At 53.8% G+C, this 22,041-nt stretch carries 22 protein-coding genes; 12 read left to right on the top strand and 10 right to left on the bottom strand.

All coding sequences use genetic code 11. The features are described from left to right. The first annotated feature begins 116 nt into the window (after nucleotides 1-116). The gene (locus IAI47_RS20145; RefSeq protein WP_003855132.1) at nucleotides 117-914 is read left to right on the top strand and encodes a MetQ/NlpA family ABC transporter substrate-binding protein; all 798 of its coding nucleotides are present in this window, start codon (nucleotides 117-119) and stop codon (nucleotides 912-914) included. A 140-nt stretch (nucleotides 915-1,054) separates the two neighbouring features. Here IAI47_RS20145 and IAI47_RS20140 read toward each other — a convergent pair whose 3' ends face one another. Continuing rightward, complete coding sequence (locus IAI47_RS20140; RefSeq protein ID WP_008924668.1) at nucleotides 1,055-1,762, bottom strand: phage antirepressor KilAC domain-containing protein; 708 nt, start codon at nucleotides 1,760-1,762, stop codon at nucleotides 1,055-1,057. A gap of 388 nt (nucleotides 1,763-2,150) precedes the next feature. On the opposite strand from IAI47_RS20140, the gene IAI47_RS20135 reads away from it, so the two are divergent. Together IAI47_RS20135 and IAI47_RS20130 are read left to right on the top strand one after the other, a co-directional pair. Beyond that, entirely contained in the window at nucleotides 2,151-2,585 is a 435-nt protein-coding gene (locus tag IAI47_RS20135) for a 6,7-dimethyl-8-ribityllumazine synthase (RefSeq protein WP_008924667.1), read from the top strand. 51 nt (nucleotides 2,586-2,636) lie between these two features. Next, nucleotides 2,637-3,110 (top strand): nuclear transport factor 2 family protein, encoded by a 474-nt coding sequence (locus IAI47_RS20130; protein WP_008924666.1) that lies wholly within the window; start codon nucleotides 2,637-2,639, stop codon nucleotides 3,108-3,110. A gap of 44 nt (nucleotides 3,111-3,154) precedes the next feature. On the opposite strand, the gene IAI47_RS20125 is transcribed toward IAI47_RS20130, so the two are convergent. Then, nucleotides 3,155-3,550 carry a hypothetical protein gene (locus IAI47_RS20125; RefSeq protein ID WP_003855127.1) on the bottom strand — a complete coding sequence of 132 codons (396 nt, stop codon included), beginning with the start codon at nucleotides 3,548-3,550 and terminating at the stop codon, nucleotides 3,155-3,157. Between the two features lie 357 nt (nucleotides 3,551-3,907). On the opposite strand from IAI47_RS20125, the gene IAI47_RS20120 reads away from it, so the two are divergent. The 3 genes from IAI47_RS20120 to IAI47_RS20110 all read left to right on the top strand — a co-directional run bounded on the left by IAI47_RS20120 (nucleotide 3,908) and on the right by IAI47_RS20110 (nucleotide 6,930). Beyond that, entirely contained in the window at nucleotides 3,908-4,678 is a 771-nt protein-coding gene (locus IAI47_RS20120) for a transcriptional regulator (protein WP_008924665.1), read from the top strand. A gap of 121 nt (nucleotides 4,679-4,799) precedes the next feature. Beyond that, entirely contained in the window at nucleotides 4,800-5,189 is a 390-nt protein-coding gene (locus tag IAI47_RS20115) for a DUF1090 domain-containing protein (RefSeq protein WP_008924664.1), read from the top strand. 466 nt (nucleotides 5,190-5,655) lie between these two features. After that, nucleotides 5,656-6,930, top strand: coding sequence for a Glu/Leu/Phe/Val dehydrogenase (locus tag IAI47_RS20110; RefSeq protein WP_003855119.1), 1,275 nt, complete (start codon nucleotides 5,656-5,658; stop codon nucleotides 6,928-6,930). Nucleotides 6,931-6,972: 42 nt separating this feature from the next. Here the strand turns inward: IAI47_RS20110 and IAI47_RS20105 are convergent, their stop codons facing one another. After that, nucleotides 6,973-8,142, bottom strand: a complete 1,170-nt coding sequence (locus IAI47_RS20105; RefSeq protein ID WP_033742911.1) for an ROK family transcriptional regulator — start codon at nucleotides 8,140-8,142, stop codon at nucleotides 6,973-6,975. Nucleotides 8,143-8,438: 296 nt separating this feature from the next. Between IAI47_RS20105 and IAI47_RS20100 the strand changes: the two genes are divergently transcribed. Genes IAI47_RS20100 through IAI47_RS20080 form a run of 5 tightly spaced genes read left to right on the top strand, consistent with a single transcriptional unit; the run spans nucleotide 8,439 to nucleotide 13,468 of the window. Further along, nucleotides 8,439-9,686, top strand: coding sequence for an extracellular solute-binding protein (locus tag IAI47_RS20100; protein ID WP_008924662.1), 1,248 nt, complete (start codon nucleotides 8,439-8,441; stop codon nucleotides 9,684-9,686). A gap of 9 nt (nucleotides 9,687-9,695) precedes the next feature. After that, nucleotides 9,696-10,604 carry a carbohydrate ABC transporter permease gene (locus IAI47_RS20095; RefSeq protein ID WP_008924661.1) on the top strand — a complete coding sequence of 303 codons (909 nt, stop codon included), beginning with the start codon at nucleotides 9,696-9,698 and terminating at the stop codon, nucleotides 10,602-10,604. Further along, nucleotides 10,594-11,433, top strand: coding sequence for a carbohydrate ABC transporter permease (locus IAI47_RS20090; RefSeq protein WP_003855111.1), 840 nt, complete (start codon nucleotides 10,594-10,596; stop codon nucleotides 11,431-11,433). Before IAI47_RS20095 ends, IAI47_RS20090 begins: the two co-directional genes overlap by 11 nt. Before the next feature lie 2 nt (nucleotides 11,434-11,435). Further along, a complete protein-coding gene (locus IAI47_RS20085) occupies nucleotides 11,436-12,383 on the top strand; it encodes a carbohydrate kinase family protein (RefSeq protein ID WP_008924660.1) in 948 nt (315 codons plus the stop codon). Between the two features lie 2 nt (nucleotides 12,384-12,385). After that, complete coding sequence (locus IAI47_RS20080; protein ID WP_008924659.1) at nucleotides 12,386-13,468, top strand: ABC transporter ATP-binding protein; 1,083 nt, start codon at nucleotides 12,386-12,388, stop codon at nucleotides 13,466-13,468. A gap of 239 nt (nucleotides 13,469-13,707) precedes the next feature. Here IAI47_RS20080 and IAI47_RS20075 read toward each other — a convergent pair whose 3' ends face one another. Next, nucleotides 13,708-15,648 (bottom strand): methyl-accepting chemotaxis protein, encoded by a 1,941-nt coding sequence (locus IAI47_RS20075; protein WP_008924658.1) that lies wholly within the window; start codon nucleotides 15,646-15,648, stop codon nucleotides 13,708-13,710. Between the two features lie 521 nt (nucleotides 15,649-16,169). Between IAI47_RS20075 and IAI47_RS20070 the strand changes: the two genes are divergently transcribed. After that, nucleotides 16,170-17,303 carry a Fic family protein gene (locus tag IAI47_RS20070; protein WP_008924656.1) on the top strand — a complete coding sequence of 378 codons (1,134 nt, stop codon included), beginning with the start codon at nucleotides 16,170-16,172 and terminating at the stop codon, nucleotides 17,301-17,303. A gap of 74 nt (nucleotides 17,304-17,377) precedes the next feature. On the opposite strand, the gene IAI47_RS20065 is transcribed toward IAI47_RS20070, so the two are convergent. From IAI47_RS20065 to IAI47_RS20040, 6 genes are all read right to left on the bottom strand, one after another. Continuing rightward, a complete protein-coding gene (locus IAI47_RS20065) occupies nucleotides 17,378-17,719 on the bottom strand; it encodes a YebG family protein (protein WP_008924655.1) in 342 nt (113 codons plus the stop codon). 156 nt (nucleotides 17,720-17,875) lie between these two features. Then, nucleotides 17,876-18,670, bottom strand: a complete 795-nt coding sequence (locus tag IAI47_RS20060) for an SIR2 family protein (RefSeq protein WP_003855101.1) — start codon at nucleotides 18,668-18,670, stop codon at nucleotides 17,876-17,878. Beyond that, nucleotides 18,667-19,227 carry a non-canonical purine NTP pyrophosphatase gene (locus tag IAI47_RS20055; protein ID WP_003855100.1) on the bottom strand — a complete coding sequence of 187 codons (561 nt, stop codon included), beginning with the start codon at nucleotides 19,225-19,227 and terminating at the stop codon, nucleotides 18,667-18,669. The genes IAI47_RS20060 and IAI47_RS20055 overlap by 4 nt, the downstream gene beginning before the upstream one ends. Nucleotides 19,228-19,435: 208 nt before the next feature. Next, nucleotides 19,436-20,335 carry an ABC transporter substrate-binding protein gene (locus IAI47_RS20050; protein WP_008924654.1) on the bottom strand — a complete coding sequence of 300 codons (900 nt, stop codon included), beginning with the start codon at nucleotides 20,333-20,335 and terminating at the stop codon, nucleotides 19,436-19,438. After that, nucleotides 20,332-21,126 carry an amino acid ABC transporter ATP-binding protein gene (locus IAI47_RS20045; protein ID WP_008924653.1) on the bottom strand — a complete coding sequence of 265 codons (795 nt, stop codon included), beginning with the start codon at nucleotides 21,124-21,126 and terminating at the stop codon, nucleotides 20,332-20,334. The genes IAI47_RS20050 and IAI47_RS20045 overlap by 4 nt, the downstream gene beginning before the upstream one ends. Next, nucleotides 21,110-22,036 (bottom strand): amino acid ABC transporter permease, encoded by a 927-nt coding sequence (locus tag IAI47_RS20040; RefSeq protein ID WP_008924652.1) that lies wholly within the window; start codon nucleotides 22,034-22,036, stop codon nucleotides 21,110-21,112. The genes IAI47_RS20045 and IAI47_RS20040 overlap by 17 nt, the downstream gene beginning before the upstream one ends. Nucleotides 22,037-22,041: the final 5 nt, after the last annotated feature.

The raw sequence follows: 22,041 nt of genomic DNA, 5'->3' as shown, positions 1-22,041 counted from the left end.
GTTAATTTATGTTCGAATTACGCGTTGTGGTTATAAGATATATTCCGGCGTCAGTACGCAACCTGTGATTTCTGTATTATCTTTGATTCCATCTACTACCTGAGGGATTTCTGATAATGAAAGGTCTGTTTACGGCATTACTTGCCAGTTCTGTTTTATTATTGTCCGCCTGCTCAAAAGATGACGATAACAAAGTTAAAGTCGCGATCAATACCGGCCCGGACGAAGCGATCTGGCAGGTGGTACAGCAGGTTGCTAAAGATAAATACAAACTTGATGTTGAAGTGCTTAACTTCAATGATTATGTGCTGCCAAATGAAGCGCTGAATAACAAAGAAGTCGATGCCAATGCGTTCCAGAGCCTGCCGTATCTTGAGTCTCAGTCTAAAGAGCGCGGCTATAAATTTGCTGTAGTCGGCAAGACATTCGTTTTCCCGATTGCGGCTTATTCGCACAAAATCAAAAACATCAGTGAACTACAGAATGGCGCCACGATCACCATTTCTAATGAAGCCACTACGCTGGGACGCAGCCTGCTGCTTCTGCAGGCGCAGGGCCTGATTAAACTGAAAGACGGAGTGGGATATTTACCGACTTCGCTGGATATCGTCGAAAACCCAAAAAATCTGAAGCTGGTTGAGGTGGACACGCCCCAGCTGACCCGCACGTTAGATGATCCCAATGTAAGCCTGTCGATTATCAATACTAACTTCTCGGCTCAGGCTGGATTATCAGCACACCGCGATGGCTTATTCATGGAGAGTGCCTCATCGCCTTACGTGAATGCACTGGTATCTCGTGAAGATAATAAAGACAGCGATAAAATTCAGAAGTTAAAGGCTGCGCTGCAGTCACCTGAAGTCGCGGCAAAAGCAGAAGAAGTTTATAAAGGTGATGCGATTAAAGGCTGGTAATTCATCCTGCAATCCATAACGTCGAAAAAGGCCGCACTCTGTCGCGGCCTTTTTTGTCTCTGTATTTCAAGCCAGGCTTCAGTTATCGGTACATTTTATATATTTGTCCCTCTGCTCCACCTGCTAAACCAAAGGCGCGGTTATGCGGCTGCGCCTTTAAGTTGAGCAGAAAGATGACCTGCCCAAAGGCTGGCGACCCATTTAACCCCTTTCGACGTAAAGCGAGCCTGAGAGAACGCGTGCTGGTTTTCGCCCGTGCCGGAGTGCAGCGTAAAATAGCCCGCCTGAAGATGGTAGTGCTGCGGGGTAAGTGTTCCCCTGGCACGATACATGATGTTTCGCTCCAGCAGGAACTGGCGGAACGCCGGTTCTTTCACTTTTAACATTTTGCAGAGCTGACGAAAGCCAAGACTCTCATCAACCTCAACGAAATTATCGAAGAACGCCGCCTTGGGTGCTGAGAGAGCCAGCTGTTGCTCAGCCGCCTGACGCTGTTCGAATTGCTCGGCCCAGGCGCGGGCAGCTTCAGCCGGGTTAGTGAAGTCAGGCAGATGTGAGGTTTTTTCGCGATCCTGCCAGCGATCCAGCACCTCAGCTGTGAAGCCTGGCGACAGGCGTGCCACGGCCAGCAGCGAGTCTCGCTTGTTGAGACGGTACTCCTGACGCACTTCCCCTTCCCGCTCATATTCATTCACGCTAAGTGGCTGGGAGAGACGCGCGGCCGTCTCCAGACTTTTGATTAAACGCTTCACTTCTCCATGTGTGATACCGGTCATCTGAGCCAGCTCACGACTGCTCATTGTGACCGATTGTTCCAGAGACCTGAGGCTTTCAGTCGATATCATCATGGATTCACCCCTCACTATCGCTTCCAATACCCGGCGGGCAGTCCATTTATTATACAAATACCTGTTCGGATATCCAGTATTTTATTTAGACAATTCCATAACTGGAAGCGGTTACGCAGATCAGGCAATAAGAGGTGGGTGTTGAACGGATAAGTGCGATGGCGTTGAGATTGTCAGCGCGTTATCCGCCTTTGCTGCAGCATATGAGGGTAATTTTCCCTTTGGTTATTTACATATAATCACAATGGTGGACACAGAATCTTTACATTACAGTATAGTGATGATTGTCAGCAGGTTAGTTGCCTGCCAGACTCACTATTTTGATTCGGGGTGCAGGGGCGCAAGCTGGCTCGTTACCACTGGATGTCACCTATAAATGGAGAAAGTCATGCAGCCGTTGAAAGTCGCCTTTATTAAAGCCAACTGGCACAGCGAAATCGTTTCGCAGGTTCTGACAGGATTTGAACAGGAACTGGAGAGCCGTGGGACCTCATACGAAATGAAAACCTGGGATGTGCCAGGGGCTTTTGAAATGCCGTTACTGGCGCAACGCCTTGCGCAGACCGGCAATTTTGATGCCATTGTCTGTGCAGCACTGGTGGTAGATGGTGGCATCTATCGTCATGATTTTGTCGCCCAGGCCGTGGTCAGTGGTCTGATGCAGGCGCAGCTGGCAACCAATGTGCCGGTTTTCTCCGTTTCCCTTACGCCACATAATTTCCAGCCTTCAGCCGAGTTTATCGACTTCTATACACAGCACTTCGTGAAAAAGGGTCAGGAAGCGGCACGTGCTGTCTGCCAGATTCACGCTCTCGAACTCTGATCATCCCGAATAATGATGGGGCTGCAGCCTGCGCGATAAAAGGAAACAACATTGGAAAATTCACGTCCGCCTCTACCGCCCTTTACCCGGCCTGAACAGGCAATTGAAAAAGTCCGTCTGGCCGAGGATGGCTGGAACAGCCGTGATGCTGAGCGGGTCTCTCTGGCCTATTCAGCGGATAGCCAATGGCGTAATCGCGATACCTTCCTGACCGGCCGGGCAGAAATTGTCGCTTTCCTTCAGCAAAAATGGCAGCGGGAGCAGGAATATCGGCTGATTAAGGAGCTGTGGAGTTTTGACCAGAACCGGATTGCGGTTCGGTTTGCTTATGAATGGCATGACGAGCAGCGTCAGTGGTATCGCTCCTATGGCAACGAGAACTGGGCCTTTGACGAGCAGGGATTAATGATGCAGCGCTTTGCCAGCATCAACGATCTTAAAATCGATGAAAAACAGCGATTGTTTCACTGGCCACAGGGGCGGCGTCCGGACGACCACCCCTCGTTGAGTGAGCTCGGTTTATAGTGTGAACGTACCAGCGGAGAGCGCGGCTCTCCGCCGTCATCAAATCAGCCCTGCACACCCTTATTTTCGACAAAGGTGGCTTTGCTGTTTGTAACCGTGTAAGCCACTTTTTTGACATCCTCAGGTGACGTGGTCACTTCTACAGGTGCGATTGTCACTCGACCCATACCAAACAGGGTTGGCACATAGCCGCCAATCTGGTGCTTTCCGGCAGGAACGTGCAGCAGCATGCTTTCGCCATTAGGTAATCTGCCGGCGTCTTTGCCATCTACGGTCAGGAACACACTGGAGCCATCATCTGCACGGGTCTTGATGTGTGAGACATCAATCTGCGTCGGACCAGCCGCAAATTCATCTGGCGCATCGCTGGCGGCATGTTTCGCACAACCAGTCAGTACAGCCGCAACCGTTACCACGGCGAGAGTAAAACGATAACGCATGGGACACTCTTTCTCCTGATCATCAGAACCCGCTATTTTAACGATTTGCCGGGTGGATGTAAGGGGTTAAGCAGTCAGCATGCTCTTAAAAAGGTAACAGGAGATCCGTTCCCGGTATATTTGCGTAAAGAATCTTTACTGAATAAATACACAGTTCTTTTCAAACGGTCCTGGACACTTTTAACTCTCTGATCATCATGAATTTACCGTCAGAATAATTACGAATAAGCGAAGCGTCACGCGGCTTTCTCGCCGATTTTACACGGCTTTTCCCTGTTAATTCGCTGTTATAAGGTTCATAGTAGCTACTCATCCCCGGTTCAATACGGCGGCCTTTCCCTCAACAGAGGGCACGATATGCATTCTTTTACTACCGATACTATTTGCGCATTAACGGGTACGCATCCGGCTAATCTTAAGCGCTGGATTAAACAGGGTTTACTGACGGCGCAGCAGAATCCCGACATCTGGAACGATGATCATCTCAGCGAAATCTATGCCTTAGTGGGATTAACCGCTACTGGCGCGACGCCTGAAGAGATCAGAGAGGGACAGCTGGCCGCATCAACGGTCACGACCTATGGCTGGGCAGCGCGTAAAGGCGACATGCTCTGGCAGCTTGAATTTGGCACACCCTTGTCGCTTGCCCGTCAGATGCACAACATGTCCAGCAACTACAGTGGTGATGATTTTATCATCAATCTTTTGCGACCTCTGAGCGTCTGGCTTCATGCCGATCAGCGTCAGGGTGCATCGCGACGCCTGGCGCGTTTTGAGCAATCTGTGCAGCAGCAGGCGGATAAAGTGATGCGCCTCTCATCGCGAAATAAATCATCAGTCCCTTTATTTCTGGAAGCGGTGAGTGTTCTGGATAAGACAGAAATCTGGCTCGAAGCGATTCGTCTTACTGCCATGGGCTTTAATGTCGAGGTGGATTCACATGCAAGTGGAGAACCTGCACTTAAGACCGAGCTTTACCAGCATCATGTCATGTGGTGTGGTGCCGGGATTTCTCAGGAAATGCAGGATTACTTTGAACAGCAGCATCAGAATGGTCACCCGGTAATGCTCAGCGGCCCGGATCGTAATCTGCATTACTTCCACTCTTCTGCATCATCAGCTGCCTGAAGCAGGCAGCCCTCCATTTCCCTTTTTTTCTTCCACCGCCGGTAAATTTTTTTTCGTTAAGAATCTCATAAGCTGGCTCCGTATACTGGTGCCACGATTCTGACTCATTGACGAGACGATAATGAAAAAGACCTTACTGACCATCTGCCTCTATCTGTTACCACTTAGTTTGACTGTGGCTCATGCGGCCACGGCCCTGACAGGGTGTGCCGCCAAAAAGCAGGCGATCGAAACTCAGCTCTCTTATGCGCGCCAGCATAATAATACCCATCAGGTTGCTGGCCTTGAAAAGGCGCTGCGCGAAGTCGATCAGCACTGTAGCGAAAGCAGCCTGTCAAAGGAACGCCACGAAAAAGTGACAGAGAAAAAGCGCGAAGTACTGGAACGGGAACAGGAACTGGCAAAAGCAAAAGCAGAAGGACGCAGCGCCAGCAAGATCCAGAAGCGTGAAGATAAACTGGCCGAAGCGCGTCAGGAACTGAATGAAGCTGAACAGGCCCTGAGCCGTTAACCATCTTTTGGGTCAGCCCTTTTACTGGCCCGCTATTTTTGTCTTTTCTGCACGACTCCCTCCCTCTTTTCTAAATCACTGATTAGCCAGCGCTATTAGCGCATGACTCATTACTTTATGTAATCCTTTGATTACTTATTCTCATGCACTTAATTGGTGCAACAAAGTCAACACAGATGCGATCAATTATTTAACTTTTTGAACATCCTCAAAGAATTGAAAGATAGCGATATTTCCCGCCCTATGCACTGAATACGCACTTAATGCGCATCATTATTCGCATTAAGCCAGTAACTATAACTAATCTATGCACTCGGGTTGCCCCAAAACAGGGCGTCGCTGCACGTCAGCATGCCTGGCACCGCATCTTATTTGTTTCAGGAGTGTTAGATTATGTCCGCGCAATACACTGCGTTTAACGTCCACGGCTCCACACAATAAATAACTTCATTAAGAAAGGTTTTTTATGGATAAGTTATCTTATGCGTCTGAAAGTAGCACATCTGCCTGGTCCACCTATCTGCAACAAATCGACCGGGTTGCGCCTTATCTGGGCGATCTTTCACGTTGGATAGATACTTTGCGTCATCCAAAACGTGCGTTGATTGTTGATATTCCTCTCCAGATGGATGATGGCTCAATTCGCCACTTCGAAGGCTATCGCGTTCAGCACAACCTGTCGCGCGGGCCAGGTAAAGGCGGTATTCGCTACCATCCGGACGTCGACCTTAATGAAGTCATGGCCCTTTCCGCCTGGATGACCATCAAGTGTGCGGCAGTTAACCTGCCCTATGGTGGTGCCAAAGGGGGTATTCGCGTTGATCCTTTCAAACTGTCCGATGGCGAACTTGAACGACTGACCCGCCGTTATACCAGCGAGATCGGCATTATAATCGGGCCGCAGAAAGATATTCCGGCACCGGATGTTGGCACCAACAGCAAAGTGATGGCATGGATGATGGATACCTACTCCATGAACCACGGTACAACGATCACCGGCGTCGTCACGGGTAAACCTATTCATCTGGGCGGTTCACTGGGACGTGAAAAAGCCACCGGTCGCGGCGTATTCATTACCGGACGCGAAGTGGCGCGTCGTGCCGGTATCGAAATTGAAGGCGCGCGCGTTGCGGTTCAGGGCTTTGGTAACGTGGGTAGCGAAGCAGCACGCCTGTTTGAAGAGGCTGGCGCACGCGTGGTCGTGATTCAGGATCATACCGCCACGCTGTTTAACGCCGATGGTATCAATATGGCCGCGCTGACTGAATGGCAGATCGCCAATAAGCAGATTGCCGGCTTCCCGGGTGCTCAGAATATTGATAAAGAGGCGTTCTGGACCACCGGGATGGATATTCTGATTCCGGCAGCACTGGAAGGACAGATTACCCGCGAGCGTGCTGAAGTCCTGAGTTGCAAAATCGTGCTGGAAGGGGCAAACGGACCAACTTATCCGGATGCCGATGACATGCTGGCAACGCGCGGCATTATCGTGGTACCGGATGTGGTCTGTAACGCGGGTGGCGTAACGGTCAGCTACTTTGAATGGGTGCAGGACATGGCGAGCTTCTTCTGGAGCGAAGATGAGATCAATCGTCGCTCAGATAAAATCATGACGGAAGCGATGGTTCACGTCTGGGAGAAGTCGAAGGAGAAAGATTGCTCGCTCCGCACCGCGGCCTATATCGTGGCGTGTGAGCGCATTCTGATGGCGCGTAAAGATCGCGGTATCTATCCAGGTTAATGTCTGAGGCGCTGTTGCCAGCAACAGCGCCGATTTCCTTGCCTACTTCATCAGCACCTGAAACTGCGGGTTAAATTCATCGAAAATCGGCAAGGCTGCAGCACCCAGCGCAGCGGTATCGCTGCCGGTCATACCAATCTTTAGCCGCATATCAAACAGATAACGACCTCGCACCGACTGATAAAGCGGTGGCAATCGTTTTATCATCTGCTCCAGCAAAGGCGCAGGCATCATCCCACCTATTATTACCGCTTCAGCATCAAACACCGACTCCAGAATATTGATCGCCTGACGCAACGGCGTCATTACACTCTCAATCCAGGCAGTAAAGCGCGGGGGGTCAATCTGCAACAAATCTTCTGGTAACGCTCGCATCGGATCGAGGCCGCAGAATTCATACGCTGCCTGCAATGAGACATACCGCTCCAGACAGCCCTGATTGCCGCAGTAACAGTCCCTACCGCCCGGCTCCACCACGATGTGTCCGATCTCGCCCGCATTTTGAGCGTGGCCGGTATAGATATGGCCATCGGTGAAGATGCCTGCACCCAGACCGGTGCCGATGTAGAGATAGATAAAGGAATTAAGATGCCGCGCCGTGCCGTGAAAGCGCTCGCCGATAGCGGCCACCGTGGCGTCATTTTCCAGCGTGACCGGTAATCCGCTGATAGTGGCGAGCTCCGCCTCGATATCGACCTGCTCCCAGCCGTTCAGTGTCGTGGGGCCTGTTGATGAAATCCCCTCCACGCCAAAAGGCCCCGGCATCACCACGCCAATACCCAGCACTTTCTGCCATTGTGTGCCAAGGAAAGCGCGCATCTCTTCCAGCACGCTGGCAATGCACGCCAGAGTGGCAGCAGGCTGAGGCTTTTGCACCATAAGGAGGCGGCGGAAATGCACTTCGCCGCTAAGATCGACCAGAACCAGTAACAGTGTCTGATGATCAAGATGAATACCGATCGACCACGCACTGGTGGGATTGAGCGTGACCGGAATCGAAGGCTGACCACGGCCGCTGCGGCGCGGCTGTCGGCTGGTCAGCAACTCGGCCTGCTCAAGCTCCGCTACGATATTCGAGACAGTCTGCGGCGTCAGCGCTGTCATGCGAGCCAGTTCGGCACGGGTCAGCTCACCGTGAAGTCGAATGGCTTCAATCACCACACGTCGGTTGTGCGCCCGCGCATGTTCAAGGTTGGTACCCGAGGTTTTCATGTTGTTTTCCATTACAGCGGGGCCTGACAGTATTGGTCCCCAGAGTCGTTCGGGCAAACAATATCTTTGATGCTGCACGCAATTTCTGCACATCAGAATAGGCAATTTTGCCATAAAAGCGCAGTCTGAGTGTTAGCGTTGTTACGGCTTTGTTGCACAGATCTTCAGCACTGTGGCATGCCGTTTGCTTAACTCCTGACAGGTCAGTTTATATGCTGACTAAATTACGCCCCCGATTAAATCAATCAAATTGATTTAATTAACCGACAGCCTGTTGCTGCATAGTGGAGAAGACCATGTCACAGCGTTATACCCCCAAACTGAAAGCCGGTTTTGCTGCCTTACTGATGTTAAGCGCAGGCAGCGCGGCGGCGGCCAGCCAGATCAATGCCCTGTTTATGACTCAGGCGGCTTACAGCGAAAACGATATCCGCGCCATGACGCAAAATTTTCAGAAGCAGCATCCGGATGTCACTGTCAATCTGGAGTTTGTTCCTTACGAAGCGCTGCACGATAAAATTGTGGCAGCGCGCGGTGCAGGCGGTAATGGCTATGATGTGGTGCTCTTTGATGCCATCTGGCCAGCAGAGTTCGCCCGATTTGACCTGCTGCAGGATGTCAGCGCACGCATTACGCCAGAGGAAAAAGAGAAGGTCTTTCCGGGCGCGATGAACACGGTGGTTTACAAGGGTAAGACGCTGGGTATGCCGTGGATTCTGGATACCAAATACCTTTACTACAACAAAGCGATGCTGGCTAAAGCGGGCATCACCACCCCGCCGCAGACCTGGCAGCAGGTGCTGGATGACGCGAAGATCATCAAAGATAAGAAGATCGTTAACTATCCACTGGTCTGGAGCTGGTCTCAGGCTGAAGCGCTGGTGTGTGACTACACCACGCTGGTGTCAGGCTTTGGTGGAAAGTTCTATCAGAACGGCAAGCTCGACTTCTCCAGTCCTGCCTCGCTTAAGGCGCTGAATCTGATGAAAAGTTCGCTCGATGATGGGCTGAGTAATCCAGCTTCCCGTGAATATCTGGAAGAAGATGTACGTAAATCGTTCTCTAATGGCGATGCGGCTTTCGCGCTGAACTGGACCTACATGTACAACATGGCGAACGATCCTAAGCAGAGCAAAGTGGCGGGCGACGTTGGCATTATGCCAGCGCCGGGCGATGCGCCTGGAAAAGTGGGCGCAGTGAACGGCTCAATGGGACTGGGTATCACCAAAGGCAGTACGCATGCCAATGAGGCGTGGCAGTACATTCAGTACATGACCTCACAGCCTGTCCAGAATCAGTATGCCAAGCTCAGCCTGCCGATCTGGAAATCTTCTTATCAGGATGAGGCGGTGAAAAAGGATCAGGAGAGCCTGATTGCCGCAGCGGATAAATCATTAAACGTGATGCTGTCACGTCCAGAGACTGCTGATTATTCTCGTCTGTCCAATCAGCTGCAGCAGCAGTTACAACAGGTCTTGCTGGGAAAAACCCCGGCGCAGGACGCGATGGCAACGGTTGATAAAAGCGCTGCCCGGCTGCGTTAAGGAGTCATGATGCTGAGTTTGCGTCAACGCGAACAGCGTCAGGCATGGGTGCTGCTTGCACCCATGCTGCTGGTGATGCTGTTGTTAACCGCCTGGCCTCTGCTGCGCACTATCTGGCTGAGCTTTACTGATGCTGCGCTGATTGGCAGCGGTGAGTCACCCGCCTGGATTGGCCTGGAAAACTATCTCTATGCGCTTAGCGATCCCGACTTTCGGGCGTCGATCTGGCGCACGCTCTACTTCACCGTTGTATCCGTCACCCTCGAAGGCATCATCGGTGTGCTGGTCGCGCTGCTTTTGAATCAGAAATTCATCGGGCGCAACGTGCTGCGGGTGCTGGTGATTCTGCCATGGGCGCTACCGACCATTGTCAATGCCATGATGTGGCGGCTGAACTTTAACCCTGATTACGGCAGTATCAACGCCCTGCTCAGTCAGCTCGGTATTATTGATGGCTATCGCAGCTGGCTTGGCTCGCCGGATGCGGCACTCAACGCGGTAATGTTCGCGGATATCTGGAAAAACTATCCACTGGTCACGCTGCTGGTGCTGGCGGCACTGCAATCGATCCCTGAGGATCTGTTTGAAGCGGCACGGCTGGATGGCGCATCCGCCTGGCGTCGTTTCCGGGCGATTACCTTCCCGGCAATTGTTGCCCCGCTTGGCGTTGCACTGGTATTACGCACCATCGATGCTTTTAAAATCTTCGACATCATCTATGTCATGACCCGCGGCGGCCCGGTGGACAGCACCAAAACCTTAAGCTTTTTCGTCTATCAGGAGTCGTTCAGCTATCTGCGTGCTGGCAGTGGTGCGGCCTACGCAATATTGATGACCCTGATGTGCGCCCTGCTTATTACGCTTTACCTGCTGATGTTATGGCATCAGCGTCGCCGGAGTTCCGCTTATGAAAACTAAACTGCGGGGTATGCTGCGTTATATGGCGGCGCTGCTGGTCGCCATCAGCATTCTGGCGCCAATGGGCTGGCTGTTTTTAATGAGCGTCAGTTCTGCCAGTGATCTTTCACGCGTTCCGCTGGAGTGGCTGCCGCGTCAGTGGGATTTCAGCCGCTATCAGGGACTGGTTTCACTGGCACCAAACCAGCCGGGCAACATTTTTCTGCATGCACTCGGCAACAGTTTGCTGGTAGCAACGGTGGCAACGGCGATTTCGTTGCTGCTGGCAATACCGGCGGCATTCAGTTTCTCACGCTACAGCGGACGTGATGCCTGGCTCTCCGGTGCACTGGCGATCTATATGGTGCCGCCGGTGGCGTTTGTTCTGCCGCTCTACTTTCTGCTGCAACAGCTGGGGTTGCTCAACACACGTCCCGGTCTGGTGATGGTCTACTGCTCGCTAATCCTGCCGTTTCTGACCTGGATGCTGAAGAACCAGTTTGACTCGCTGCCGCGTGATATCGAACAGGCAGCGCGTCTGGATGGTCTGCGCTTCTGGCAGGTTCTGCTACGCATCACACTGCCGCTGGCGAAACCAGTGCTCGGTGCCGCAGCACTGTTTGGCTGGCTGCTGGCCTGGGATGAGTTTTTCTACGCGCTGCTGTTCACCAGCAACATTTCAGCACAGACACTGCCAGTCGCGATTGCCGGTTTCACCGCCGGACGTGCCACCGATGATGGCCTGATCGCGGCGATTGGCATTCTGGCTTCGGTGCCGCCACTGTTCATTGCCATCTGGTTGCAGAAGACGCTGGTCAGCGGTCTCACCAGCGGTGGAAGTAAGGGATAATTATGGATAAGACCATTGCGTCCACACTTTATGTGGTGGGCAACATTAATGTCGATTTAATCATGGGTACGCTCGGCGACTGGCCGGCACGCGGTACGGAAGTGATGCTGCAGCACAGTGCGTTACGTCCCGGTGGCTCAGCGGGTAATTGTGCGCTGGCGCTGGAGGCAATGCAGGTGCCGCATCGGGCTATTGCCAATCAGGGTGACGATGGCTTCAGTCACTGGCTCGCCAGCCATTTTCCCCACAGCGCCGCACACTGGCCACGTTACGCCTGTGAGACCTCGCTCACGGTGGGCATAACCCATCCTGATCACGAACGTTCGTTTTTGAGCAATCACGGTCATATTACCGTGCTCACCGCTGACGATGTGCTGGCGCAGTTACCCCAGCAGGCGACGCAGGGCGATATTGTGCTGCTGTGTGGCACCTTTCTCTGTCATGAACTTTATCGCCGCTATCCGACGTTGCTGGCCGCGCTACAGCACCGAGGCTTTTGTGTCGCCGTGGATACCGGCTGGCCGCCTGCGGGCTGGAGTGATGAGCTTCGCCTGGAAATGGGTAACTGGTTGCCTGACTGTGACTGGCTGTTGCTGAATGAAGTGGAAGCGTTGGGTCTGGCGGGCGCAGACCTGCTGGAACAGAGCGGTAAACGGCTGGCGGCTCAGCTCAGTGGTCGCGGTGGTTGCGTGATTAAGTGTGGCGCAGAGGGCGCGCGTCTCTGGTCTGCGGCCTCGGTGCAATTTGCCGCCGGTCAGCCGGTGACGGTAGTCGATACCATTGGGGCCGGTGACAGTTTTAATGCCGGTTTTCTGACTGCACTGCTTTACCGCCAGTCATCGCATACCGCGCTGCGCTGGGGCATTGAAGTGGCCTCACAGGCAATAAGCAGCTCTCCGCGCCGCTATCCCAGCTGGCAACAACTCCAACTATCAAATGAGGTGCGCTGAACATGGCCAGTGTTGAACTTGTACAGGTGGCGAAGCGTTATGGTAAACAGAGCGTGCTGCACCCGCTGGATTTAACCATTCCTGATGGCAGTTTTACTGTTCTGGTCGGCCCCTCCGGCTGCGGAAAATCGACGTTGCTGCGGCTGCTTGCCGGGCTTGATACCGTCTCTGATGGGGCGATTATGCTGGATAAAAAGCGGATTAACGATCTCGATCCTGCCGACCGGGATATCGCCATGGTATTCCAGAGCTATGCGCTCTATCCGCACCTCACCGTTGCAGAGAATCTGGCGTTTCACATGCAGGTAAAAAAGGTGAAGCGCGAGGAGCAGAAAAGCAAAATCGCCCGCATCGCCGGCATTCTCGGCATCGATCAGCTCTTACAGCGTTATCCACGGGCCTTGTCCGGCGGACAGCGGCAGCGTGTAGCGATGGGACGGGCCATGGTCCGCAACCCACAGGTATTTCTGTTCGATGAGCCGCTCTCGAACCTGGATGCCCAGTTACGTATGGAGCTTCGTGCCGAAATTAAATCCCTCCATCAGCGCTTCAACACCACGATGGTTTACGTTACCCACGATCAGGTCGAGGCGATGACGCTGGCGGATCAGATTGTGGTAATGAAAGAGGGCGTGATTGTGCAACAGGGCGCGCCGCTGGCGATTTATGATCGGCCGGTTAACACCTTTGTGGCGCGGTTTATCGGTTCGCCGCCAATGAACCTGATGGATGCCTGCTTCCAGTCACGGGATGGCCTGCCTGGTGTTTGCTGTGGTAAGCAGTGGCTGCCATTGCCGCCTCGCTGGCACCGTGCCGCGCAGCAGCAGGCCGGCCAGCCGGTTACGCTGGGCGTGCGCCCTCACGATCTGATTTTTGATGTCAGCGGACAACCCGCTGCGGTAAATATTGTCGAGATCACGGGTGAATCAACGCTGTTGCATCTGAACTGGCAGGGTTTCCCGCTGCATATGCAGTTGAGCGGTCGTAGTGACGCCATGCCTGGCGGTACGCTAGCGGTCACCGTAAACCCGGAAAAAATGCACCTGTTTGATGCCAGCAGCGGTGAGCGGCTGACGGAGCAATGATTAATCTGAAGTCAGGAGTGAATGCAGGGAGCAAACCCACTTAAAGCGATGGGAGCATACGCCTGTAGCAACGCATCGCGGGCTACGGACAAAAAACTCCCGGCGCTTTTTGAACAACGTAAAGCGTTGGCCCGGCTAAGGGCGCACCTCAGGGCTGAGGTGCGTCATCGCCACGTTGAGTCGCCAGGGATGGTGCTCTTGCGTCTTTGCGTAATGCGTATGCTCCCTGAGCTGCATCCTTATGCCAGATGGAACTGCTCCACCGTCTGTGATAGCTGCTGCGCCTGATCTTCCAGTGAGCTGGCGGCCGCCGACATCTGCTGCACCAGCGCGGCGTTCTGTTGGGTCACGCCATCCATTTCATTGACGGCAATCGTCACCTGGCTGATGCCACGCGCCTGTTCGCTTGATGCAGTAACAATCTCACCAATGATGCCCTGCACTGAATTGACCGCGTGCATCATCTCCTGCATGGTTTTACCGGCATCGTTTACCAGCCTGACACCACTCTCGACTCGCACGCTCGACTCTTCAATCAGTGCGCCAATCTCCTTCACCGCGTTCGCGCTGCGCTGGGCAAGGTTACGCACTTCAGAGGCGACTACCGCAAAACCGCGGCCCTGTTCTCCGGCACGTGCGGCTTCCACCGCCGCGTTCAGCGCCAGAATATTGGTCTGAAAGGCAATGCTGTTGATCATCGTGGTAATGTCGCCGATCTTTTTCGAGCTGTCATCGATCTGCGCCATGGTCTGCACCACCTCACCCACCAGCGAGGCACCGCGACTGGCAATATGCGTCGCGTTTTCAGTCAGGCTGGTTGCCTGCTGTGCATTGTCGGCATTCAGACGAATAGTGGCGCTGATCTGCTCCATACTGGCTGCGGTCTGCTCCAGCGCAGCAGCCTGTTCCTCGGTGCGTGATGCCAGATTGAGGTTGCCGCTGGCGATCTCGCCCGCGCCCTGACGTACTGATTCACTGGAATCTTTTATCTGTCCAACAATCTGTCGGAGCTGGCTTTGCATGGTGCTAAGCGCGAAGAACAGGCTGCTGCTATCCCCCCTCTTCACCGGGATCCGGTTATCCAGCTTGCCATCAGCAACGGCCAGGGCAATATGCGCCGCTTCAACCGGCTCGCCCCCAATTGGACGCAGCACTTTACGGCTGAACAGCATGCCCAGTACCGCGCCGACCAGCAGAACGCTGACGACCATCAGGATCACCGCCCACATCAGCTGCTGGGTGGATGCGGCCATCACCTGACTGACCGGTGCAACAACGCCCAGATACCAGGCTTTGTCGCTGTTCCCAATCACTACTGGCTGCCAGGTAACCAGGGCATCTTCACCCAGCACGGCATCAAAATGCTGTACGACTTTCGACGTAAAGTCATCTTTTTCCCCTTTCCACGGTTTCCCAGCCTCATCTTTCACCGGCGAGGAGACAACGTTACCGTTACTGGAGAGTAGCAACGCATAGCCGCTGCCCTGCCAGGGTTTAATCTGATTCACTTTCTGTTGTAGTGAAGCCAGGGATATATCAGAGGTGACAACTGCTTTTAAGGTGCCCTGATCCATAATGACGGCCGCTACGGAGGTGAGCAGGGTCGGCACGCCGTTATAGGCATAACTATAGGGTTCGGTAAGCGTGTCTTTTTGTGATTTTTGCGGAACCAGATAGTAATCGCCCTGACCCGGCGTCAGATAAGAGAGCAGCGGATGCATGGCATATTTACCTGCTGCGTCACGATCCACAAAAAAGGCATAGCGCCCCTGTGGCGCCTGTCCAGGCTGTGAGGCGAACTCTGCATCACGGCCATCAAACGCATTCTGTTCAAAGATGACTGACATCGACAGATAGTCAGGATTCGCGCGTAACGCATATTCCATCACTTTATCGACCGCTTTGCGATCGGTAATACCGGCGCGGGGTAACGCGATCAGACTTTGACCGAGAAGGCTGGCAACATCGCGGGCATGGCTCAGCTCCTGCTGCACCTGCAAGGCACGGCTTTGCGCAATCTGCTGCAGATATTTTTCGGCCAGTAGTTTTTGTTCTTTACCTGATTGCCAGCTGAGGACCCCAATTGTCACGGTAAATCCCAGCACTATCGTTAAACCACCCATGATTAACATCTGCGCACGGGTACTCATTTTTTTCTTATGCGTTACCTGACCGGCCATAGTGATTCCCCTGGAATTTACCTGCCTCAATACCTCCCTGTGTTCATGGTGCTCCTGAGATCATTTATCGGCGGCGTTTTTTTGAACTTTAATGGGGCTTATCCTGCCGTGATGGGGGTCTCAACGTGCGCGGTACAGGAAAGTTGATCGCCAGGGGAAGATGGCAAAACTGCAGAACGGGCTTTTTTTGATCTGCAACAATATCGCCGTCCGCTATTACTGTCAGTTTATGTCAACAGTTGCTGTAGCCCCCTTATCGCAGTGGAGAGAGAACAATGATCGGTAAATCAGGATTGGCTGTTGGGATGGTTGTCTGGCTAGCGTATATCGCCTGGATCGTTCACTACTATTCAGACACTTTTATGCAGTTCTCCCGCTAGTAAACAGGGCCTTCGGGTCCTTTTCTTTGCCTGCCATTCCGCACGGTTGGCCTGTGAGCCAAATATCCGCTATTATCGACTCATCTCGTGAGCCGATTAACCACACTTATTCGGCTCATTCTCTTTAACCGTGAGTGGATGATGAGCGTTGACTGGATCTGGCAACAGCCAGAATGGCCCCAATTTCACTGGCAGGATAACGAGCTGCTACCACGCCTGCGCCATTTGCAGCAGCAGCGCGGTTTGCTGCTTGGCCGCGCCAGCCTGCAGTCAGACACTGAATCACAGACGCTGGATACCCTGTTGGGTAATATTCTTTCCTCTTCGGCAATCGAAGAGGAGCGGGTCAACGTGCAGTCAGTTCGCTCGTCTCTGGCGCGCCGGTTAGGCGTTACGGAAACGCAGCCCTATCCGGTCTCGGATCGGTCAGAAGGACTTGCCGCGATGATGCTCGATGCCATCAACAATCGCAGCCAGCCATTAACGCTGGAACGGTTATTTCAGTGGCACCACTGGCTCTTCCCGGCAGATGAATGGACAGTACAGCGCCTGAGCGTCGGGACGTTGCGTGGCAGTGAACCGATGCAGGTGGTTTCAGGACGCATAGATCGTCCCACGGTACATTTTGAAGCCCCACCGCGACACGGACTGGAGCAACAGCTGGCACAGTTCATCGCGTGGTTTAACAGCAGTCAGCATGATGTGATGCTGGACCCGCTACTGCGGGCCGCCATCTGCCATCTGTGGTTTGTCACGCTACACCCTTTTGATGATGGCAATGGCCGTATCACGCGAGCATTGACCGATCTCGCCCTGGCACAGGCTGACAGCCAGAGCATCCGCCTGTACGCCATGTCTCCGGCAATACTGGCGCAGCGTGCCGGGTATTACCGCATCCTTGAGCAGACGCAGAAAGGCGGCCTTGATATCACCCGTTGGCTGGTGTGGTTTCTGGATATCCTGGATGAGAGCCTGAAACAGGCATTGGATGTTATCGATCGCACACAGTTGAAAGCGCGATTCTGGTTACGACATCAGGGGATGGCATTAAGTCCGGAACAGGTAAAAGTCCTTAACCGGCTGTTAGACGGTGGCGAGCAGGGTTTCGAACAGGGGATAAGCGCCAGCCAGTATCAGAAAGTCGCGAAAGTAAGTAAAGCCACGGCGACCCGTCATCTGGCGGATCTGGTTGAAAAAGGCTGTCTGTTCCGGCTTGAGGGAGGCGGCAGAAGCACCCGCTATCAGGTTAAAACCCGCGAGATACTTACAGATTAATGGGATGAAAGCGGTGATCAAACCGTTATTCAAAAACAGCAACGCCGGAAGGTTCGCTTCCGGCATTGTGGCAATTACGCGGCTTTAACAGCGCGCACTTTCCTGGCAGCAGGCTCTTCAGCCTGATCATCCGCGCCAGCCTCTGACACGGCTTCCGGTTGAGAGACGGAGACTGCCGCTTCCGGCAATTTGTTGGTGCGCAGAATATGCTGAACCGCATCTTTCTGTTCTGCAATCAGCAGGCCCAGGGTTTCAGCCTGAGATTCATCCAGTGCAGGTTGATGCTGTAACAGCCAGTCAGTGAAAGCTTCGGCCATATCGAGCATTTTGTCGTAGGCATCGGCCTCTTTCTTATTGGCAAACGTCATCTTCTCTTCACCCTTTCTGACTACAACAAATTTTGTTTCAACAGCCATCTTTTCGCCCTCAGGTACTGTGTATACATACAGTATATCATGCCGGTTATGCTTTGCCAGCAGAGAATAGAGTTTATCGGTTATGCACCGGCTAACCTTAACCGGGCGCAGGTTTTTTTTATTTTCCTGAGACTTCTCTGCCGGAAACTGCGCTGACTAGACCAGCAGCTCTTCGAGAAACATCGCCAGCGCCTTGCGTGGATCGTCTTCTTCAGAGACGATCACCTCGATCCCCCACTGCCCCAGCACCTCTTTGGCCACCGGGTTATTACGGTTAGTGAACAGATACGATTTTGGTCGCGCCGTCGCCAGCCCGGTGCGGCCCCACATTTTGGTCAGACGGTAAAACAGCAGGCGAATGTTGAAATCACTGATGCTGTAGCCGACAAACAGCACAGAATTGCCCATCACGTCATGGGTCAGCTTAATGTCCAGCGGCGAGTCAAAATAGAGACGTTCGAAATAGCTGCTCTCATCAAGCACGATTGAGGTGTCATCATCGAAGTCACCGTGCAGTTTGATGATGTGGCGCTTATCTTCGGTCAAAGAGACCAGGTCGGCAGCATTGGCCACTTTATAATAGGGTACGCCGTGTGCGTCGTGCGCCGCCTCCAGCCAGCGATCATAGTTAGTGGTGTAAATGCGGGAGAAGTTACCCTGGGTAATCATGGTATGAATTTCAGAAGACCGGACATCGATATCCGGACGGTGCCACTCGCGATCCATCCAGCTGCGCAGCGGGCCTAACGAACCTTTCTTCTGCTTGTAATACTCCGCCAGCGACAGATGCGTGCCATAGGTATTAAAGATTTTGGGATCGTAACCCAGCTCGTTTGCAAGATGCGCAATCAGTTCGTGCCACTCGGGAAGACCAAAATTGCGCGAAATACCAGCACCAGCAAACAGAATCAGTTTGCCGGAATCATAGGCGCGCTTAAGTTCAGGTTTCATGCCACTCCCCGCGAGGTTTTTAAAAAGGTAGCGAAGCGATCCAGCGCAATGCGCCGCATCGAAATCTCATTCTTGAGTTCACCCATCTCCGCAAAGGTCTGGTCATAGCCTTCGGGAATAAACACACAGTCCCACTGAAAGCCGCGTGTCCCGGCAGGTTTCGCGGCGATGGTGCCACGCAGTTCGCCAGAAAACTGATACATTTTACGGCCATCGCAATAGCCCAGCACCGTTTTAGCCGTCACGGCCTGGCTGTCGAGCCCCTGCACCAGCGCGGTAAAGCGCTCAGCGTCCAGGCGGTTCCAGAAGATACGGGTCAGACCAGCGGGCAGACCATTGAGGCCATCCAGATAGAGGCCGGTATGCTCCACGAACAGCGGTCGCCCAATCAGCGAAAACGCCTTGGTAAGTTTGTCACGCACCAGGTCGAGCTCGTTTTCAGTCTGAATTTCTTCGATGCGACGGGCAATGGGCAGCACTTCGACCCCGATGGGTTCGAGTATCTTGCGCACCTCAGCCAGTTTTGGTTCATTGGCAGAAAGGAATCTGATTTTCATGGGGCTTCCAGGTTAATTACTCCACCAGGCACTGAATGTTAACGGAAACAGGCGGGCAGGATAAATCACTAACGCTGAAGAGTGTAGCTCAATTCGGTGAGGCGCTGCGAGCCGGGGGCGGTCAGACGAGAGAGGCGCGGGAGGAGATCCAACATTGTTCTGGCTCACTTTTTTAATGAAAAGCCGGAACAGCGCCGGCTCTGTGGACTCAGTAAACAATGCCCGGTGGATTTACTGTGGAGTGCGTAATAGCTTCATCCTGTTCGCCCCAGCGGGCCAGCACCTGCTGATACTGACCGCCCGTAATGGTGCCGTCGAGCGCAGCCTGTAGCGCCGGGGCCAGACCATTGCCCTTTTTGGTGGTCACGGCAACCCAGGCGCGAAACGGCCCACTGCCCACCAGCTTTGTCTGACCGCGTGACGCCACTTTCCAGGCCGCCATGGAGTGAGGTCCAAACATCGCATCGGCCCGCCCAGACAGCAGCGTCAGCGTCGCCGATGCATCATCAGTAAGGTAGATCGGCGTTACCGCAGGCAGACCTTTGGCCCGATTCTGCTGATCCCAGCTCAGCAATATGCGCTCCTGATTGGTGCCCGACGAGACGATAATCCGCTTGCCGGCAATATCAGCCGGGCTATTAATCCGGCTGATGTGACTGTCGCTTTTCACTGCAAAGGCGTGGTTGTCGGCGCGATAGGTCGCAAAATCGAACTTCTTCTTGCGCTCTTCAGTAACGGCTATATTGAACATCGCGACATCATAGCGTCCGGCGCTGATGCCCAGCGGCCAGTCCTCCCATGAAGCCGGAACCAGCTTCAGCTTTAAGCCCAGGCTGTCCGCCAGCAGTCTGGCAATATCCGGGTCACTGCCAATCCGTGTCACGTTGTCTGACGCCAGCAGTGACAGCGGCGGTGAGTTGGTGGCTGAGGTCGCAACCGTCAGCGTACCAGCTTCGATAAAATGAAAACCAGCGGGAATTTTAGCGATCGCCTGCGGATTAGCCGGGGCAGGGATCGGCACCTCATTTTTAAGCACATCAAGCTTCTCTGCCGCTGAACAGGTCAGCGTCGGAAGGAGCATCAGCGCGGTAAACGTTAGCCCTCTCATAACACGCGCGCCAGGAAACGGCGGGTGCGTTCATGACGCGGATGATTGAGCACCTGCGTCGTGCTGCCCTGCTCCACAATCCGGCCATCCACCATAAAGACCACGTTATCCGCCACTTCCCGGGCAAAGCCGATCTCATGCGTCACAATCACCAGCGTAGTCCCGGAACGTGCAAGCTTTTTAATCACGTCGAGGACTTCGCCGACCAGCTCCGGGTCCAGCGCCGAGGTCGGCTCATCGAACAGCATGACACGCGGATTAAGCATCAGCGCACGCGCAATAGCGATGCGCTGCTGCTGCCCGCCCGACAGATGACGTGGCCAGGCATCCGCTTTATGGCGCAGGCCCACAATATCCAGCAGTTCACCGGCGCGCTGTATCGCTTCCGTTTTCGTTAACTGCCGATGCGCAATCGGCGCTTCAATCAGGTTATCCAGCACGCTGAGGTGTGGGAATAGATTGAAATTCTGGAACACATAGCCGACGTTGATGCGCTGGCGCAGAATCGCCTTCTCTTTCAGCTCATAAAGCTTATTGCCGCGTTGCTGATAGCCGATGTAGTCACCATCAATCTGAATAAATCCCTCATCGACCCGCTCCAGATGATTAATGGTGCGCAGCAGCGTGGATTTACCGGAACCGGAGGGGCCAAGAATCACCGTTACTGAACCGGGTTCCAGCGACAGCGAAACATCATCCAGCGCTTTATGTTTACCAAAACGTTTACTGACCCCGGTGATACTGATGGCTCCGGTGGTGTGTGAAGTGCGGTAATCAATGGCTTCTGACATGGCTGATCTCCTCGGTTGGATGAAGGGGTGTGACGCGGTTGCGCCACTGTCGCCAGCGAGAGGGTTGCGGTTCACGCGTGACGCTGCGGGCCATCCAGCGTTCAGCGTTATACTGAATCACGGACAATACGGTGGTAATAATCAGATACCAGGCGGCCCCCACCATCAGTAGCGGGATCACTTCCTGATTACGGTTGTAGATCATCTGGATGGTGTAAAACAGCTCCGGCATCGCCAGCACGTAAACCACGGAAGTGCCCTTCGCCAGGCTGATGATCTCGTTAAAGGCGACAGGAATAATGGCGCGCAGTGCCTGCGGCAGAATGATGCGGAAGGTGCGGCGCGTGGCGGAGAGACCCAACGCGGACGCGGCTTCTACCTGACCGTGATCGACACCGAGGATCCCGCCACGAATAATCTCCGCACTGTAAGCCGCCTGCACCAGCGTCAGACCAATAACGGCAGCCTGAAACTGGCCCAGTACGTTAATCGTCTGATACGCGCCCCACGACAGACCGGTGAACGGAATGCCGATCGACAGGGTGTCGTAAAGATAGGAGAAGTTATAAAGAATAATCAGCACGACAATCAGCGGCAGTGACCTGAACAGCCAGATATAACCCCACGCCAGCGTGCTCAGCAGCCATGACGAGGAAAGTCGCGCCAGCGCCAGCAGACCGCCCAAAAGCAGGCTGAATACTGTGCCCAGCAGGGTCAGCAGCAGCGTCTGACCCAGGCCATGCAGGATCACAGGATCAAAGAACCAGCGGGCAAACACGCTCCACTCCCAGCGTGGGTTAAAGGCCACCGACTGCACCACGCCCGCCAGTATAAACAGCGCCACGATAGCCCCGGCGGTGCGGGCCGGGTAGCGCGCTGGCACCACCTGTAGTTGTTGATGCTTGCTCATCGTCA

Source organism: Pantoea sp. MT58 (assembly GCF_014495885.1).
GTDB lineage: Bacteria > Pseudomonadota > Gammaproteobacteria > Enterobacterales > Enterobacteriaceae > Pantoea > Pantoea eucalypti.
The sequence above is the reverse complement of the archived record's forward strand: the minus strand, read 5'-3'. Positions and strand labels throughout refer to the sequence as shown.